Here is a 15578-nt window from a genome sequence, read left to right as displayed (position 1 = left end):
ACGTTCATGGCCAGCGCACTAGAGCGTAGCGCGAGGTGATCACGGCTGGCGGATCCGTGGGCGCGTCGGCGAGCGTTTCAGGTGACCCTCGACAACCATGACTGCCAGGGCAATCTCCCACCAGGGTGATCTTCCAGAAACCGTGACAGGTTAGGGGCCGGTGCCGGTTACTGTGCTCCGCCCAGCTGATCGGCGTCGGGCACGCCTTCCAGAATCTCCGCCGCGGCCACTACGAACTCGGCCTCGACGCCGAACCCCACCGTCGGCTCGCGTCAGCGTTCACCGAACTCGCTTTGGCCATCTGACCAGGCAACCAACCCGCCCAGCCATGTCTCGGGCCAGCTCAATGCAACAGCGCCGTACCGGCTCCATCCACACTGTGGACAGCGGCCTCGCCGCGAGCTGGCGGGCCGACGGGTCGACGGCGAGGACCAGCCCGTCGGCGCACGCTCGACGTGGTCAGGTGTACGCAGCCACCTGGAGCTGGAACATGTAACCGGCTGCGGCGTGTCCCCAGCCCGGGTTCCCCGGGCAGGCACCGCGGTTCGGCCGGTAACCGTCGAAGTACAGCGTGTCGCACTTGAAACAGAACCGCCACTCGGACTGGTAGCCGCCCGGTATCGGATTCAGGTCGTGGGGGAGGAGATTCTGCTGGGAGGTTCCGAAATGACCCGCCCCGCCTCGGGCGACGCATACTCCGTTGGCGTCGCCGTAGTAGATGAGCGCACAGTAGTAGCACTCCATCCAGGCGCTTTGTAGGGACGGCGTCTCGCCGGCGTGGAGAAAGTTTCCGTTCGAATACGCCACAGCGAACGTCCAGCCCTGGATAACATGAGAACCACCCTGCGGGCAATGATTGTTGTCCGCCCGGAGCTCTCGGAGCAGCCCGAAGCATTTGTTACAGAAGCGCCAGTAGTGGATCCCGTCCCCAGCCGCGGCGGCCGGTTTCGCCAGTGCCACCGTCGCGCCGACCGTCGCTATGCCCAGACCCGCGGCCAGGAAGGCCCGCCGTGGCATCCCGGTCGCGGATTCTTCTGCCGGCATCGAACCCCGCCCCCCGTTTCTAGTCGAAAATCTCGATCCACGACGCATTCCAGGCGACGTCCTTCGACGCGGTCCGGGGGGATACGGCGTCCGCGCCCTCGGCCCACCTTTCGACGTGGATGAGCCGCGCCGATCAATCGGCGGCCCGGGCCCATCGACGCGTTGTTGAGCCTGCGCCACATCCGCCTGCGGGTCGGACACCGTGTCCGCTCCTCCCCCGCGCCGAGTGTCCTGGGTATCGCCCAACCCCCGGCGCCGTCAGTCACGAGGCTAGAGATCGCCCGTCCGGGGCGCATCAGTGCTAGCACGGAATCCAGCAACCTTGTCGCGTCCGGTCGAGCCGGGCAGGCGGGCCGGCCGCAGCGGTGGAAGGCGATATGGCGTTCCGGCGTCGGCTAACGTAGTGGGGGGTGTCCAGCGTTGCTCCAGCGCACCGTCCTTTCGCCAGTGGTGATGTCGACCTGGGCGAGGACGGCGGGGATGCCGCCGAGCGGGCCCGGTGAGTAATCGGTAGCGAGTCTGGGACGACTCGCTACCAATGGCGAAGGCGGACGAGCGCTCAGCGCCTCGTCTCGTACCTGGTCAGCACCACGCCGCCGGGAAACGTCCGCGTCTCCACCAGGTTCAGGTTCACCCAGCTGTCCAGCGCGGTGAAGAACGGCGTGCCGCCGCCCACCAGGACCGGATGGGCGGCGATCGCGTACTCGTCGATCAGCCCGGCGCGCATGGCCGCCCCGGCAAGCGTTGCGCCGCCGATGTTTATTGGGCCGCCGTCCTCGGCCTTGAGCCGGGTGATCTCGGCGATCGCGTCGCCGGTGACCAGGCGGGTGTTCCAGTCGACCTTGTCGATCGTCGAGGAGAACACCACCTTCGGCGTGTCCCGCCAGTTCCGCGCGAACTCGATCTCCGCCGGGGTGGCGTTGGGCTGCTGGTCGCCGGTCGGCCAGTAGGAGCTCATCGTCTCCCATAGCTTGCGCCCGTACAGCGACAGGACACTCGCCTGCTCGTGGTCGAGCCACCACTGGAACAGCTCGTCGCTCGGCGGCCCGCTCCAGCCGATGTCGTCGCCGGCCGCGGCGATGTAGCCGTCCAGGGTCAGGTTCATGCCGTAGATCAGTTTCCGCATGGCGCCAGCCTTCCGTGAGTCGGACTCCGGCGTATAGACCGGCGCCGTGCGGGAAACTCATCGGTGCGCGATCTGGGCTCACAGGTAGTCCTCGTGGTCAGGGCACACCACCGCAGCCGCCGCTGCGACGGAGGTGACGGTCACCGACCGTGTGGTCAGGTAGACGCCACCGACACCGGCGAAGACCCCATTAACCAATGCAAGCATCCCGGCGGCGTCCCACAGGTGCCCGTACCGCGAAGGCACGGCGGAGCTCCTGGAATCGGGGGCGGGGTCGTCCATAGTCAAGTCCCTTCGTAGTGACGCCGTCCGGTCGACGGCCGCGGTCACTGCTTAGGTCCGGTTCACCGGCAGGCTGTGAGCACCAACCACCCTGAGATCGGGGACTGGTCCCAGGCGAGCCGCCGCACCACACGTCGTGCGCGTTGTCGCCGACCACGGATAGCCCCCGCCGCGTGGATAGGGGCGGCTGGGGGTGTCACGGGGGCGGCGCTTGTTGATGGCGCCGGCGAGTTCTGCGCTGGGGGTGCGGGTGCGGGCGGGCCGGGGGTGGATGCCGCGGCGGTGTGTGTAATAGCCGGGGCGGTCGGGGATGGGTGAGGGCCGGGGCGGCCGATGTTCGGCTGCCCCGGCCCTGTGCTGTTCGGTTGGTCTAACCGGTGGTCCGATGAGGCGATGAGGTGGGGTGTGCGCTGCTGGTCTTTGTGTTCTTCCGGGGGATGAGTTGGGCTACGTTCTCGGCGATTTCGTGGGCGAGTTCGGGCAGGACGTGGGTGTAGGTGTCGGCGGTGATGGCGATGGAGGAGTGGCCGAGGAGGTCTTGGACGGCTTTGAGGTCGGCTCCGGCGGCGAGAGCGAGGGTGGCGGCGCCGTGGCGGAGATCGTGGAGGCGGACGGGGGGAAGGCCGGCGGCTTCGTGGAGTTCCCGGAAGCGGCTGGTGACGTCTTCGGGGGTGAGGGCGGTGCCGTCGGGTTCGGTGAAGACAAGTCCGGTGTCGGTCCAGGCGGCGCCGTGGGTGAGGCGGTGGCTGAGTTGCTGGCGGCGCCGGTCACGAAGAACGCTGACGGTGCCGGCGTCGAGGGTGACGTGGCGGTCCCCGGCGTCGCTTTTGGGGGTGTGCATGAGGGTTGCGCTGCCGTACTGGGTGATTTGCCAGCGGACGGTGAGGACGGCGTTGTCGAGGTCGAGGTCGGCCCAGTGAACGGCGCAGGATTCACCGCGGCGGAGTCCTCGGTGGGCGATGAGGTGGAACTGGGCGTAGTGGCGGTCGCCTTCGGCGTGGTCGAGAAACTGTCCGGTCTGGGCGGGTGTCCAGACCATGACCGCCGAGGGGATCTCACCGGTTGCCTGCCAGCGGGCTACACTTCGGCTGTCCACAGCAGTGCTTTGGGGCGTTTTCCACACCTACGGTGATGGCTGGATTCGCCAACATGCGGGCTCTCTCCCGAACTGGCTGCCTGCGCCCTTTCGACAGCGAGCGGGACGGTTTCGTGATCTCCGAGGGATCTGCCGTCGTCGTACTCGAGTCCTGGGAACACGCGGTAGCTCGCGGTGCCCCCGTCTACGGAAGAGTGCTCGGCTCGGCCAGCACCTCAGACGGCCACGACCTCACGGTCCCACTTGCCGACGGTACACAGGCCGCACGTTGCGTGGAGTTGGCGCTGAAAGACGCAGCTGTATCACCCGCCGACGTTCTCCAGATAAACGCGCACGGAACGGGAACGAAACTGAACGATCTGGCGGAGGCCAGCGCACTGCGCCAGGTTTTCGGCCAGAACGTGCCGGCAGTCACCTCGATCAAGGGCGCGACGGGCCATGCGTTTGGGGCATCCGGGGCCTTCGAGGTGGTTGCCTCGTTGCTGTCCATGCGGCATGGCATCATTCCGCCGACGATCGGGTTGGGTGAGGTCGACCCGGCTGCCGGGCTGGCGGTGGTGACTTCACCGGGAGACGACTGGGAACCCGGCGTGACGATCTCCAACTCGTTCGGTTTCGGTGGCCACAACGGCTGCCTTGTGCTCGGCACGCCGCAGGATGTTTCCTTCGGATCCGCCTGACGCGTCAATGTGGCCTGGGACACGCTCAACGCGGACTCGAGGGAACGGAGGACGTAGGGCTGCGTACGGTGTCTCCTGCGGACCTCTCGGGTTCAGTGACCCGTCCAGAACGAATCGAGGCAAATATGACCCTGCCGGAGATCCTCTCGGGGATAGTCGCGAAATGTCTTGCGGCCGAGACCATCACTCGTGAGGAAGCGCTGGCCGTTCTCGCCAGCGACGACGACAGCGTGATGGATGTCGTGGGCGCCGCCTACCGTGTCCGCCGGCACTACTTCGGCCGGCGGGTGAAGCTGAACTTCCTGGTCAACCTCAAGAGTGGCCGGTGCCCGGAGGACTGCGGCTACTGCTCGCAGCGTCTCGGGTCCGGCGCGGAGATCCTGAAGTACGGCTGGCTCCGGCCCGACGAAGCCGTGGCCTCGGCGACGACCGGTATCTCTGGTGGGGCGCGGCGAGTCTGCCTCGTCGGCAGCGGTCGCGGTCCCACCGACCGTGACGTCGAGCGGGTCGCCGAGACCATCGGGGCCATCAAGACCGAGCACCCCGACGTCGAGGTGTGTGCCTGTCTGGGCCTGCTCTCCGACGGGCAGGCCGAACGGCTGCGCGCGGCCGGCGCCGACGCCTACAACCATAACCTGAACACCGCGGGGGAGCGATACAGCGACATCTGTAGCACCCACACCTACGACGATCGAGTCGACACGGTGCACCGGGCGAAGGATGCCGGGCTCTCCCCGTGTTCGGGAATCATCGCCGGTATGGGCGAGAGCGACGATGATCTCGTCGACGTCGCATTCGCCCTGCGTGAGCTGAAGCCCGACTCCGTCCCGGTCAACTTCCTCATTCCGTTCGACGGGACGCCGCTTTCCCAGGAATGGAATCTGACCCCGCAGCGGTGCCTCCGGATTCTGGCCATGGTGCGGTTCGTGTGCCCGGATGCCGAGGTCAGGCTCTCCGGCGGACGGGAGATTCACCTGCGCACCCTGCAGCCACTCGCCCTCTACATCGTCAACTCGATCTTCCTGGGCGACTACCTCACCAGCGAGGGTCAGGAAGGCCACAAGGATCTCGCGATGATCACCGACGCCGGATTCGAGATCGAGGGCCTGGAGCAGCCGGCGCAGGAGCACGGTTCCGGGGATGTGGCGCTGCGGCGTCGCGGTGCCGGGACCCAACTACCCGCCAACGCCTGACCGTTCAGCGTTCCAGCCACCCATGCCCCAGGTGGCCGGCCACGACCCAGCACCACACCGGCATGCGTCGCCGACAAGTCACTACTCCCGCGCCGCGTGTCCTGATCTGGAGGACGACGTGTCACCGAGCAGCCCAACCGATGCACCCGGCCGGGTGAACCTGGGCAGCCGGGTGCACCTGTCAGCGGATCGCCTGCTCGCCCTCGACCGGGCGCACGTCTGGCATCCGTACGGGCCGATGCCTTCGGCGCAGGAGAACCTTCTCGTCGAATCCGCGTCCGGGACGCGCCTACGCCTGGCGCGGCCGGTCGAGGGTGCGTCCGAGGTGATTGACGGGATGTCCTCCTGGTGGGCGGCCATCCACGGCTACGCCCACCCCGAGCTGGACTCCGCGCTGCAGGCTCAGGCGGCGAAGATGAGCCATGTCATGTTCGGCGGCCTGACCCACGAGCCGGCGATCAGGCTGGCCTCCCGGCTGGTGGAGATGACACCCGAGCCGCTGCGTCACGTGTTCCTCGCGGACTCCGGCTCCGTGTCCGTCGAGGTCGCCGCCAAGATGGCCATCCAGTACTGGCGATCGATGGGGCGTCCGGAGAAGGTCAGGCTGATGACCTGGCGCGGGGGTTATCACGGTGACACCTTTCATCCGATGTCTGTGTGTGACCCGGCCGGGGGTATGCACCAGCTTTGGACGGGAGTGCTGCCGACCCAGATTTTTGCGGACCAGCCCCCCGCAGGCTTCGATGCCCCGGCCGACCCGCGGTATCTAGCAGACTTCGCGGACCTTTTGGCCCGGCACGCCGACCACATCGCGGCGATCATCGTGGAACCGGTCGTTCAGGGCGCCGGCGGGATGATTTTCCACAATCCCGGCTACGTTCGGGCGCTGCGGGATCTGGCGCAGGACCACGACGTGCTATTGATCTTCGACGAGATTGCCACCGGATTCGGGCGTACCGGGAGGCTGTTCGCGGCTGAGCATGCCGGCGTCAGCCCCGACATCATGTGCGTCGGGAAGGCTCTGACCGGCGGCTATCTCTCGCTGGCCGCCACGCTGTGCACCGAGGTCATCGCCCGCGGGATCTCACGGGGTGACATGGCGGTCCTGGCTCACGGCCCGACCTTCATGGGTAACCCGCTCGCCTGCGCGGTGGCCAACGCGTCGCTGGACCTCCTCGCGGGCGGGGAGTGGGCGCCGTCGGTGGCGCGCGTCGAGGCCCGGCTGGTGACCGGGCTGTCGCCCGTGGCCACCCTTCCCGGAGTCGCCGACGTGCGCGTTCTGGGCGCGATCGGGGTCGTCCAGCTTGATCATCCGGTGGATGTGCCGGCGGCGACGAGAGCGGCGCTGCGCAACGGCGTCTGGCTGCGGCCGTTCCGGGATCTCATCTACACCATGCCGCCGTTCATCTCGACCGATGCGGAGATCGACGCGATCACGCGTGCGCTGCACGCCGCCGCACTCGTCGGCTGAACTGCGGATGTCGCGACGCGGAGACCAGGTCCACCCGGCCAGGACTATGCAGAAGGAAGCACGCCACATGTCCCTACTGATTGTTACCGGCACCGGCACCGATGTCGGCAAGACGGTGGTCACCGCCGCCGTCGCCGCCCTCGCCCTCGCCGCCGGTGAGTCCGTCGCCGTCCTCAAGCCGGTCCAGACCGGCACGCGCACGGCGACCGAGACCGACATCGAGGTCGTCTCCCGGCTGGTGGGTCCGGCTGCCGACTGCGTGGTGCTGGGCTCCTATCCCGAGCCTCTTGCGCCCAACACCGCCGCCCGCCGTGCCGTGATGCCCGCGACGCCTCCGTCCGCCGCCGTCGAGGAGGCGCGCCGACTGGCGGACGGGCACAGCCGGGTCCTGGTCGAGGGCGCGGGCGGCGTGCTGGCCCGCTTCGACGACGCCGGCGGGACGCTGCTCGACGTCGCGGCGGCGCTGAACGCGCCCATCCTCGTGGTGGCCGCGGCCGGCCTCGGCACCCTGAACGCCACCGCCCTGACCACCGAAGCCATCCGCCGTCGCGGCCTGTCCTGCGTCGGCCTGGTCATCGGTTCGTGGCCCGCGGATCCGGATCTGGCGATGCGCTGCAACATCAACGACCTCCGGGACGTCGCCGAGACCGAGCTGGTCGGTGCCGTCCCGGCCGGCTCGGGCGCCCTCGACCCGCAGCGGTTCCGCCGGACAGCGCGAGCCTCGCTGGCCCCCGCGCTGGGCGGAACCTGGGACGTCGCCGAGTTCGTGGTGCGTCACGCCGCGCCGGCCGCAGCCTGAGACCAGTTCCCGGACCGGGGCGATCAGGTCGGTCGCTCCCGGCAAGCCGGACCGAGAAAGCAGTGGGGAGCACCACCGTGACTTCGGACATCGAGACCGAGACCTTTCTGCGTAACCCGGTCGACTACTTCGGCCGCTCGCCACTGCGCATGCACACTCTCGACCGCCCGGAACTGGAAAGCCTGCAGCTCGCCGGCCTGCGGCACCGTTTCGCCTCGCTGCGCGAGCGGATTCCCGTCCTGGCCATGATGGCCGGAGAGCAGGGCGCCGGCGACCTCACCGGTCTCGACGACGTGGTGCCGCTGCTGTTCCGGCACACCATGTACAAGTCGTACCCGTCGTCGCTGCTGATCAAGGGGCGTTTCGACCAGCTGACCCGGTGGCTGGACCGGCTGACCGCCGTCGACCTCAGCGGTGTGGACGTCACCGCGGTCGACTCGATAGACGGCTGGCTGGGGGTGCTGGACGAGACCACCCCGCTGCGGGTGGTCCACACCTCGGGCACGACCGGAACGATGTCGTTCCTGCCGCATACCGTGCGCGACTTTGACGTGCTCTTCCAGGGGCTTCGCCACGACGTGCTGGGCGGGTCGGGCGGCACTCCCGCCGTCGACGGGGACTACTGCGACGTGGTGTGGCCGACCTTCCGGTCGGGACGCAGCGGAATGGTCCGCTGCACGGACTTCCTCGTGCGGCACCTGGCTGGATCCGAGGACCGCTTCCACTCCGCGAGTGACGGGCACATCAGCGCGGACGTCGCCTATTTCTCCAGCCGGATGACGGTGGCCCGGGCACGCGGTGAGGCGCTCGATCTGGGGCCTTCGCTGCAGCGGCGGTCGGCGGAGTTCGATGCCTCCAGGCGGGCGCTCGCCGAGTCGCTCCCACGGTTCTTCGAACGCTGCGTCGACCACCTGGCCGGCAGTCGCGTCTACTCGATCGGGCTGTGGTCGGTCTACCACGAGATCGCCACTGCGGGGTTGGACCGCGGCCTGGAGGGCTGCTTCGCGCCGACGTCATCCATCTGGCCCGGCGGCGGGCAGAAGGGCGCGGCGATACCCGAGGGCTGGGAAGACGCCGTGTGCCGATTCTTCGGTGTGCCCGAGCTGCAGCACATGTACGCCATGTCGGAGGTGATGGCGTTTCATCGCCTCTGTCCCGCGGGGCGGTACCACATCCAGCCATGGGTCGTTCTTCATGTACTCGATCCAGACACCGGGCAGGTGCTGCCGCGGACCGGAACACAAACCGGCCGGGCCGCCTTCTTCGATCTGCTCCCCGACACCTACTGGGGCGGGTCCCCACCCGGCTGGGTGGGCGCTCAGGCGGTCGCAGGCCCGAGGTCCTTGCGGAGGGCGTAGGTAGCGATCCGACAGCCGGAGATCTAGACCTAGGCATAGTGCGGATCGCCGACACCCCGCGCTGGGCGACGATCGCGGGCAGTCGGGACTGGCAGGCCGTCCGCTTCTGCGGTGGACGGGCAAGGCCAGGCTGGGTCTGGGTCCAATCTACGAGGACGTTGTTAGCGGGCCGTTCGCTTGCGCGTCTATACCACGTTCTGGTTCGAGAGGACGGCCACGGCCGCGGCGGCCTGGTCTGCAGTGATGAGACGTCGCCTTTAAGGCTTGCCGAGACCATTCGTAAGTGAGAGCGGCCGTCGAGGTGGAAGTGCCGTCCGTAGTCGAACGGCTACACGACTCGGCCTCTGGCGGGGGCGGGGGCGCAGGGCGAATCTGGTGGCAGGAAGACCCCCGCGCATGCGAGGGCGCCCTCCAACGGTCAGCAGCCCGCGGCCAGTCCGCTGTCGTCCCGGCGCAGGCGGGGGGTCTTTCGGGGTGGACACCCCCTTTTTTTGATCACCGCAGAGGTTCGTCCCCGTGCAGGTGGGTGAACTCCACAACGTCGACTCCGAGTGGAGTCGTCCCCGCGCGCGGAGGCTCCTGGACCGACGTCATCTGGAACCCGGTCACCGGCGTCGTCCCTGTGCACGCGAGAGTCCTTCCCCGGTACCACTGGCCTGAGATGCCCGACGTCGTGTCGCTGCCGCATATGCGGGATCTTGCGCGGAGATCACGGTAGAACCATGTAAATTCGCGCTTCGAGGTCCGACGTCCTCTCCATGCCTGTACGAGACTCGCGGCCTGCGGCTACGGGCACGGCGTGGTTCACCAGGCGACCATCAGGAGGTAGGCGGGGCGCGCTGGGTGCGTAGCTGATCCGGCCCTTGAGCGCGGCCGTGAGCACAGTTGGCGGGCCGCCGTCACGCGACCTTGTGTGACTACTTGACGCGCGCGTGGACGGGGCCAGACCTACCATGGCCGTTCTGCTGAAGCTCGAACAGGTCGGTCGCGACCATCAGGTCCATGAGGCGGGAGTAGCCGTAGGTCTTCAGGACGATCGCGGGGTGCTTCCGGATGGCTGACCCGACGGCCGACAGATGCGTCCACCCGTCAGGGCTGGGGTTCGTCGTCACCGCCTCGCGTAGCCGGCTGACCAGCACGGCATTCGCGCGCAGTTCGGCGGACGTTGCCCGGGTGGGAGGCACCCCCGGGGTGGACTTCACCTTCTTCTTGTTCTTCGGCGGGTCAGCGACAGCGGTCTGCGGCGTGTTGGCAGCTGGGGCCGCCGCGAACCTCTCAGAATTGCTAGGCGTCCCAGGTGACCGCTGCGTCGGAGGGGCGGCCTGGGTAGGGCCGAGCGCCTGGTCTGGCGTCAGAGCAGGCGCTGGCGGCACTGCCGCTGCGAGGATCTCGACGAAGGTGAAGGTGTCGCAGGCGGCTGGCAGGCCCGGGTCCGTCTTCTTCTCCTCCCCGAACCCGTAGACGGTCAGGCCGGCCTCGCGGATCCGTTCGGCCAGGCGGGTGAAGTCGCTGTCGGAGGAGACCAGGCAGATTCCGTCGACGGATCCGGAGTGCAGCAGATCCATCGCATCGATCGCCAATGCCAGGTCTGCGGCGTTCTTCCCCTTGACCGCGGCGAACACCTGCACAGGACGGATGGACAGTTCCAGCAGGGTCTTCTTCCAGCTCCTCGGCGCGCCGGCCGACCAGTCGCCGTAGGCGCGCTTCACCTGCACGTTTCCGTATCGGGCGATTTCGGTGAGCAGCGGTTCGATGGCCCACAACGGTGCGTTCTCCGCGTCGATGAGCACCGCAAGCCGGGCCGGCCCGGGGCTGTCCACCACGCTGGTTCCTCCCTCTCGGGCACCCGGCGCTCACGGCTACAAAACACGCCTGGCGCTCACAGGATGACACGCGGCCTGTAGGTCCGCAGCACCAGCGGCCCCCAGGCCGTTTGCAGTGCCGCAGCGCCTCGCGCCACCCGGCCTGCACCCAGCGGGTGCCACACCTGAGCGTGACACGGGCGTGGCACCACGGTCCCATCGTGGTCTACGGGCCCGATGAGTTGGATGCCTTTGCCGACAGCACCGGTGACGAGATCGACCAGTAATCGTCGATACCGCCCGGCCCTCACGCGATCGCCGGTGGCCCGGTGCCTCTGTCCCCGAACAGGCCAGACCGTCTCTCCCTAGTTCGCCATCGACCACAGATCGTGACCGGCGCGCTTTGCGTGTCCGGTAGCGGTGATTATGACTTTTATGTCGACAATGCGCTGGCCGCGTGTGTGCGCATTGTGTGCGCGGATGCTCCGGCACGTCGCGACATCGGCCGGCACGTTACGGCACCGAAAACGCCCTGACCTCGGATTTTGCGGCACGACGCGGCACGTTCCGGTATGTTCAGATACGCGGTGTTTCGTCTTGTAATCGAGCGGTTAGGGGTTCGAGTCCCCTCGCCGGCTCCAGAGGCCCTGTGGGGTGCCAGAACTCGGCCACCGGCGTTGACCTGGTCTTTTAGGCGGCTCGTTCGTATTCGTTGATCAGGCCACCGAGGGCAGGCCGGCGCTTGATCCGTGCCGTCGTGACGTCGGTGATTGGATGGTCGGGCCGGGGTGGTTGAAGGCGGAGCGCGCGGTGCGGGCGTCGTCCGTTGTAGTGCCGTGCGTACTCGGCCAGGACGGTGCGCAGGTGCCGTTCACCGAAGATCAGCATCCGGTCGGTGGCTTCCGTCCGGACGGTGCGGACGAACCGTTCCGCGTAGGCGTTCGCCCGCGGAGTCCGGGGTGGGATCCTGACCGTGGTGATGCCGGTGTCGGCGAGGACCGCGTCGAACGACGCGGTGAACTGCCCGGCCCGGTCGCGGATCAGGAACTGGAAGTCGACCGCCCGCTCACCGAGGTCCATCACAAGGTTGCGGATCTGCTGGGTGGTCCAGGGCCCGTCCGGGTGGGCGGTGACCTCGAGGATATGGACGGTGCGGGAGCCGACCTCGATGGCAAAGAAGCAGTACAGACGCCGCAGCGTCACCGCGCAGTCCACGTGGAAGAAGTCCACGGCCAGCATGGTCGCTGCCTGCGTGCGCAGGAACTGTCGCCATGTGGTGTCGGTCTGCCGTTTCGGAGCCGGTGGCAACCTGAGGGTCTTCAGGACCCGGCGGATCGTGGATGCGCTCACCCGGTAACCGAGCTTGAGGAGCTCGCCCTGGATCCGCTGGTAGCCCCACGTCGGGTTCTCGGTCGCGAGCCCCTTGATCAGCGTGGCGATCTCCTGGCTGATCGGTGGCCGTCCCGTCCGCTGCGGGTGGGTCCACTTCCGTGTGACCAGGCGGCGGTGCCACCGCAGGACGGTGCCGGGAGTGACCAGCCGGTGCGTTCGCAGTGCCCTGGGCAGGAGTCGGATCAGTGCGGTGAGGACCGCCCGGTCCGGCCAGTCCCATCGGGGCTTGGGCTGGGTGCGGCGCAGCACCGCGACCTCGTGTCGCAACACGAGCAGCTCGATGTCCTTCGACGCCGACGAACGGCCGAGGAGAACCAGCCAGCCACACACCCGCACGAGGATCAGGTACAGCAGGCGGATGGACATAGTTGACCATCATGCCGGCTGCCGCACCGTCGCATCAGCCCAGCTCACGGGCCCAGGCCGACTTCTGGCACCCCGCAGGTCCTCTTCATCTTCATCGCGGGGACGGACCCGGGACGGGACGGGTTAGGCGTCGAGGTGGGCGTTGAGCTGCCCGCGGTCGTAGTCCGTTCGTGCGGCGTCGATGTCCTGGAGGTGCTTGGCCGCCCAATCCAGGACGGGTGCGACCGTGCACAGCAGCGTTCGGCCGAGCGGGGTCAGCGAGTACTCCACCCGGGGCGGGACCACGGGGAACACCTGCCGGTGGATCAACCCGTCTCGTTCGAGGCCGCGCAGGGTCACTGTCAGCATCCGCTGGCTGATGCCGTCGACCTCCTTGCGGAGCTGGGTGAACCGCCGTGGGCTCTCGCCGAGCTGGCAGATGACGTACACCGACCACTTGTCGCCGACCCGGTCGAGTACTTCACGCACCCGGCAGCCAATCGGCGCCGGCAAGACGGCCTGCTGGAGCGAGCCTTCGGCTTCCACGGTTCCCTCCAGGTAACTGACGCATCTCAAAGTGCCGTCTTGGCACGCCGCTGTCGGGTCCCGAGGATGGTCTCAGTTCCGGCCAGGTACTGACCACACTATCGGTAACCAAGCTACGAGGAGCCTCTCCCATGACTGCACCCGCCGTCCAGATCCCCGGCTACATCGCCGGCACGTGGGCCATCGACCCGGTGCACTCCGACGTCTCCTTCACCGTCCGCCACATGATGATCAGCAAGGTCAGGGGTCGCTTCGGCGCGTTCACCGGGACCGTCGTCACTGGCGAGGACCCGCTCGCCTCCGAGGTCAGGGCCGAGATCGATCTGACGTCGATCGACACGAACAATGCCCAGCGCGACGAGCACGTCCGCTCGGCGGACTTCTTCGAGGTCGACAAGCACCCGACCATGACCTACGCCTCGACGGGCATCCGGCTGGCCGGCGACGGCTTCGTCGTCGACGGTGAACTCTCGCTCAAGGGGATCACGAAGCCTGTCCCGCTGGCACTCGAGTTCAACGGTGCCGGGCCGGACGCGTTCGGTGGCACTCGCGCCGGCTTCTCCGCGACGGCCGAGATCAGCCGCAAGGACTTCGGGATCGAGTTCAACATGCCGATCGACGGCGGCGGCGTCGTCATCGGCGACAAGATCTCGATTTCGCTCGAGATCGAGGCGGTCCTGGAGGCTTCGACCGCGTGAGCTCGCCCCTGCCGGGACTGGGCTGGTGGAGTCAGACGTCGAGCGTGCGTCTCCTATACTCGCCGGGCGGACCGGGAGCTGACCGGCCTGGTCCGTGACTTCTCGGCGATGTCACGGCGGCGGGCCCGCTTGAGAGCGGCGGAGAGCTGTGCGACGGTCAGCCGCCGCGCCAGCTCCGGGGTCGGTGCTTTGGCGGTCGGTGCGGACCATGTCCGCCAGCGCGTGCGCGTCACCGGCGTCGCTCTTCGCCCCGGACGTCGAGTACCGCTCCCGGTAACGGGCCGCCTGCAACGGGTTGACCGCGATCACCTGATAGCCGGCCGCGACCAGCGCGGAGACCCACGGGCCCCGGTCGGTCTCGATCCCGACCACCACCTGGTCCGGGCCGGCGTCCTCGTCCAGGTGGCCGCCGATCAGCTCGTGATGGTCAGTTGTGTCCGTGCGCCTGCTGTATCTGATCCTCGTTCGGGTGTGTGGCTGGCTGGTTCTCCTCGGCCGTTCGTCGGCGTCGAAGGACATCGAGCTGCTCGTGTTGCGACACGAGGTCGCGGTGCTGCGCCGCACCCAGCCCAAGCCCCGATGGGACTGGCCGGACCGGGCGGTCCTCACCGCACTGATCCGACTCCTACCGAGGAGGCTGCGGCTGCACCGGCTGGTCACCCCCGGCACCATCCTCCGGTGGCACCGCCGCCTGGTCACACGGAAGTGGACCCACCCGCAGCGGACGGGACGGCCACCGATCAGCTTGGAGATCGCCACGCTGATCAAGCGGCTCGCGACCGAGAACCCGACGTGGGGCTACCAGCGGATCCAGGGCGAGCTCCTCAAGCTCGGTTACCGGGTGAGCGCATCCACGATCCGCCGGGTCCTGAAGACCCTCGGGCTGCCACCGGCTCCTGCTCACTCACTCACCGGCCGCGGGCGTCGGTGACGGCGTCGACGCTGCCCACCGCGGCTTTGCCGAGATTCATACGCTGCTCGCCGCGCTCCAGCCGCGCTACTTCATCCATGGTCACGTCTACGCCGACTCCAGCCAGGACCGACCCCAGACCGGCCCCACGACGGTCGTCAACGCCTCCAGATACCAGCTTTCTGGACGCCGGAGGCCTGGGCGTGTAGGAACGTGCGCCAGGAGGCATCGGCCCGCCGGGGCGTGGGATCGACACCGGCGCGGTGCAGGATCCGCCAGACGGTGGCCCCCCGACCGGGTAGCCCAGCCCGACGAGCTCTCCCTGGATCCGGCGGTGGCCCCCGGTCGGATTCTCCTGCGCGAGGCGCAGGACCAGCTCGCGGATCTCCCGGCGGATCGGTGGCCGTCCGGGGGTCTTGCGCGAATGGGTCCATTTTCGGGCGAGGAGGTCACGGTGCCACCGCAGCACGGTGGCTGGGGTGACGAAGAACGAACCCCAGCGAGCTCGGGGTAGCAGCCGGGACAGGGCTGCGAGGATCAGCCGATCCGCCGGTTTCAGCGTCGGACGGTTCACCTGCCGTCGTAACGCCGCCACCTGATGTCGCAGGACGAGGAGCTCTACGTCCTTCGCGGTGTCCCCGCGGACTCGGAGCAGCATCAGTCCGAGAGTGTTGCGTGTCAGGGCGTGGAGCAGCGACCACACCATGACCATCCAGCCTGCCCGACACAGGCCCAGTCCGGCAGGCAAACGTGCAGGTCACCGCCCAAATCGGGGTTCTGGAGCCCCACAGCCGGACCAGGCCGTACGGGTCGTCCGCCTCAGGGATGAAGTGCAG

13 protein-coding genes and 3 pseudogenes are annotated in these 15578 nt (G+C 68.1%); 7 read left to right on the top strand and 9 right to left on the bottom strand.

Going from position 1 to position 15578, the window contains the following annotated elements:
- Positions 1-459: 459 nt before the first annotated feature.
- The 4 genes from E0504_RS47820 to E0504_RS47805 form a co-directional block, all read right to left on the bottom strand.
- Positions 460-1044: a hypothetical protein gene (locus tag E0504_RS47820; RefSeq protein ID WP_131627854.1), complete on the bottom strand. Its 585-nt coding sequence runs from the start codon at positions 1042-1044 to the stop codon at positions 460-462.
- A gap of 559 nt (positions 1045-1603) precedes the next feature.
- Positions 1604-2170 (bottom strand): dihydrofolate reductase family protein, encoded by a 567-nt coding sequence (locus E0504_RS47815; RefSeq protein WP_131627852.1) that lies wholly within the window; start codon positions 2168-2170, stop codon positions 1604-1606.
- Positions 2171-2248: 78 nt separating this feature from the next.
- Positions 2249-2452, bottom strand: a complete 204-nt coding sequence (locus tag E0504_RS47810; protein ID WP_131627850.1) for a hypothetical protein — start codon at positions 2450-2452, stop codon at positions 2249-2251.
- Positions 2453-2822: 370 nt separating this feature from the next.
- Positions 2823-3548, bottom strand: a complete 726-nt coding sequence (locus E0504_RS47805) for a site-specific integrase (RefSeq protein ID WP_243657977.1) — start codon at positions 3546-3548, stop codon at positions 2823-2825.
- A 35-nt stretch (positions 3549-3583) separates the two neighbouring features.
- On the opposite strand from E0504_RS47805, the gene E0504_RS51740 reads away from it, so the two are divergent.
- From E0504_RS51740 to E0504_RS47780, 5 genes are all read left to right on the top strand, one after another.
- Positions 3584-4228: a beta-ketoacyl synthase gene (locus E0504_RS51740; RefSeq protein WP_131627848.1), complete on the top strand. Its 645-nt coding sequence runs from the start codon at positions 3584-3586 to the stop codon at positions 4226-4228.
- Positions 4229-4353: 125 nt separating this feature from the next.
- Positions 4354-5421, top strand: a complete 1068-nt coding sequence (gene bioB / locus E0504_RS47795; RefSeq protein WP_131627846.1) for a biotin synthase BioB — start codon at positions 4354-4356, stop codon at positions 5419-5421.
- Between the two features lie 178 nt (positions 5422-5599).
- Positions 5600-6892: an adenosylmethionine--8-amino-7-oxononanoate transaminase gene (locus E0504_RS47790; protein ID WP_373694018.1), complete on the top strand. Its 1293-nt coding sequence runs from the start codon at positions 5600-5602 to the stop codon at positions 6890-6892.
- Positions 6893-6959: 67 nt separating this feature from the next.
- Positions 6960-7691 carry a dethiobiotin synthase gene (bioD, locus tag E0504_RS47785; RefSeq protein ID WP_131627842.1) on the top strand — a complete coding sequence of 244 codons (732 nt, stop codon included), beginning with the start codon at positions 6960-6962 and terminating at the stop codon, positions 7689-7691.
- 77 nt (positions 7692-7768) lie between these two features.
- Positions 7769-9049, top strand: a complete 1281-nt coding sequence (locus E0504_RS47780; protein WP_131627840.1) for a hypothetical protein — start codon at positions 7769-7771, stop codon at positions 9047-9049.
- Between the two features lie 917 nt (positions 9050-9966).
- Here E0504_RS47780 and E0504_RS47775 read toward each other — a convergent pair.
- From E0504_RS47775 to E0504_RS47765, 3 genes are all read right to left on the bottom strand, one after another.
- The gene (locus E0504_RS47775) at positions 9967-10872 is read right to left on the bottom strand and encodes an NYN domain-containing protein (protein WP_243657974.1); all 906 of its coding nucleotides are present in this window, start codon (positions 10870-10872) and stop codon (positions 9967-9969) included.
- A 669-nt stretch (positions 10873-11541) separates the two neighbouring features.
- On the bottom strand, positions 11542-12609 hold the full coding sequence (locus tag E0504_RS47770) for an integrase core domain-containing protein (protein ID WP_131627839.1): 1068 nt from the start codon (positions 12607-12609) through the stop codon (positions 11542-11544).
- 123 nt (positions 12610-12732) lie between these two features.
- Positions 12733-13134, bottom strand: coding sequence for a helix-turn-helix domain-containing protein (locus tag E0504_RS47765; protein WP_112109131.1), 402 nt, complete (start codon positions 13132-13134; stop codon positions 12733-12735).
- Between the two features lie 131 nt (positions 13135-13265).
- Here E0504_RS47765 and E0504_RS47760 point away from each other — a divergent pair, with 131 nt between their 5' ends.
- A complete protein-coding gene (locus E0504_RS47760) occupies positions 13266-13832 on the top strand; it encodes a YceI family protein (protein ID WP_071061398.1) in 567 nt (188 codons plus the stop codon).
- A 156-nt stretch (positions 13833-13988) separates the two neighbouring features.
- Here E0504_RS47760 and E0504_RS47755 read toward each other — a convergent pair.
- A pseudogene (locus E0504_RS47755) lies at positions 13989-14261 on the bottom strand (transposase); the annotation flags it as partial.
- Between the two features lie 4 nt (positions 14262-14265).
- Between E0504_RS47755 and E0504_RS47750 the strand changes: the two are divergent.
- Positions 14266-14730 (top strand): annotated as a pseudogene (locus E0504_RS47750) (helix-turn-helix domain-containing protein); the annotation flags it as partial.
- Positions 14731-14927: 197 nt separating this feature from the next.
- On the opposite strand, the pseudogene E0504_RS47745 reads toward E0504_RS47750, so the two are convergent.
- Positions 14928-15490: pseudogene (locus E0504_RS47745) on the bottom strand (integrase); the annotation flags it as partial.
- Between the last annotated feature and the right edge of the window lie 88 nt (positions 15491-15578).

This window comes from Parafrankia sp. BMG5.11 (genome assembly GCF_004337455.1).
This window is presented reverse-complemented; position numbering and strand designations above follow the sequence as displayed.

What these genes read in the sequence shown, in the direction of transcription:
- E0504_RS47820 (WP_131627854.1), bottom strand. Translation starts at nt 1,044, where the DNA reads ATGCCGGCAGAAGAATCCGCGACCGGGATGCCACGGCGGGCCTTCCTG.
- E0504_RS47815 (WP_131627852.1), bottom strand. Translation starts at nt 2,170, where the DNA reads ATGCGGAAACTGATCTACGGCATGAACCTGACCCTGGACGGCTACATC.
- E0504_RS47810 (WP_131627850.1), bottom strand. Translation starts at nt 2,452, where the DNA reads ATGGACGACCCCGCCCCCGATTCCAGGAGCTCCGCCGTGCCTTCGCGG.
- E0504_RS51740 (WP_131627848.1), top strand. Translation starts at nt 3,584, where the DNA reads ATGGCTGGATTCGCCAACATGCGGGCTCTCTCCCGAACTGGCTGCCTG.
- bioB (WP_131627846.1), top strand. Translation starts at nt 4,354, where the DNA reads ATGACCCTGCCGGAGATCCTCTCGGGGATAGTCGCGAAATGTCTTGCG.
- bioD (WP_131627842.1), top strand. Translation starts at nt 6,960, where the DNA reads ATGTCCCTACTGATTGTTACCGGCACCGGCACCGATGTCGGCAAGACG.
- E0504_RS47770 (WP_131627839.1), bottom strand. Translation starts at nt 12,609, where the DNA reads ATGTCCATCCGCCTGCTGTACCTGATCCTCGTGCGGGTGTGTGGCTGG.
- E0504_RS47760 (WP_071061398.1), top strand. Translation starts at nt 13,266, where the DNA reads ATGACTGCACCCGCCGTCCAGATCCCCGGCTACATCGCCGGCACGTGG.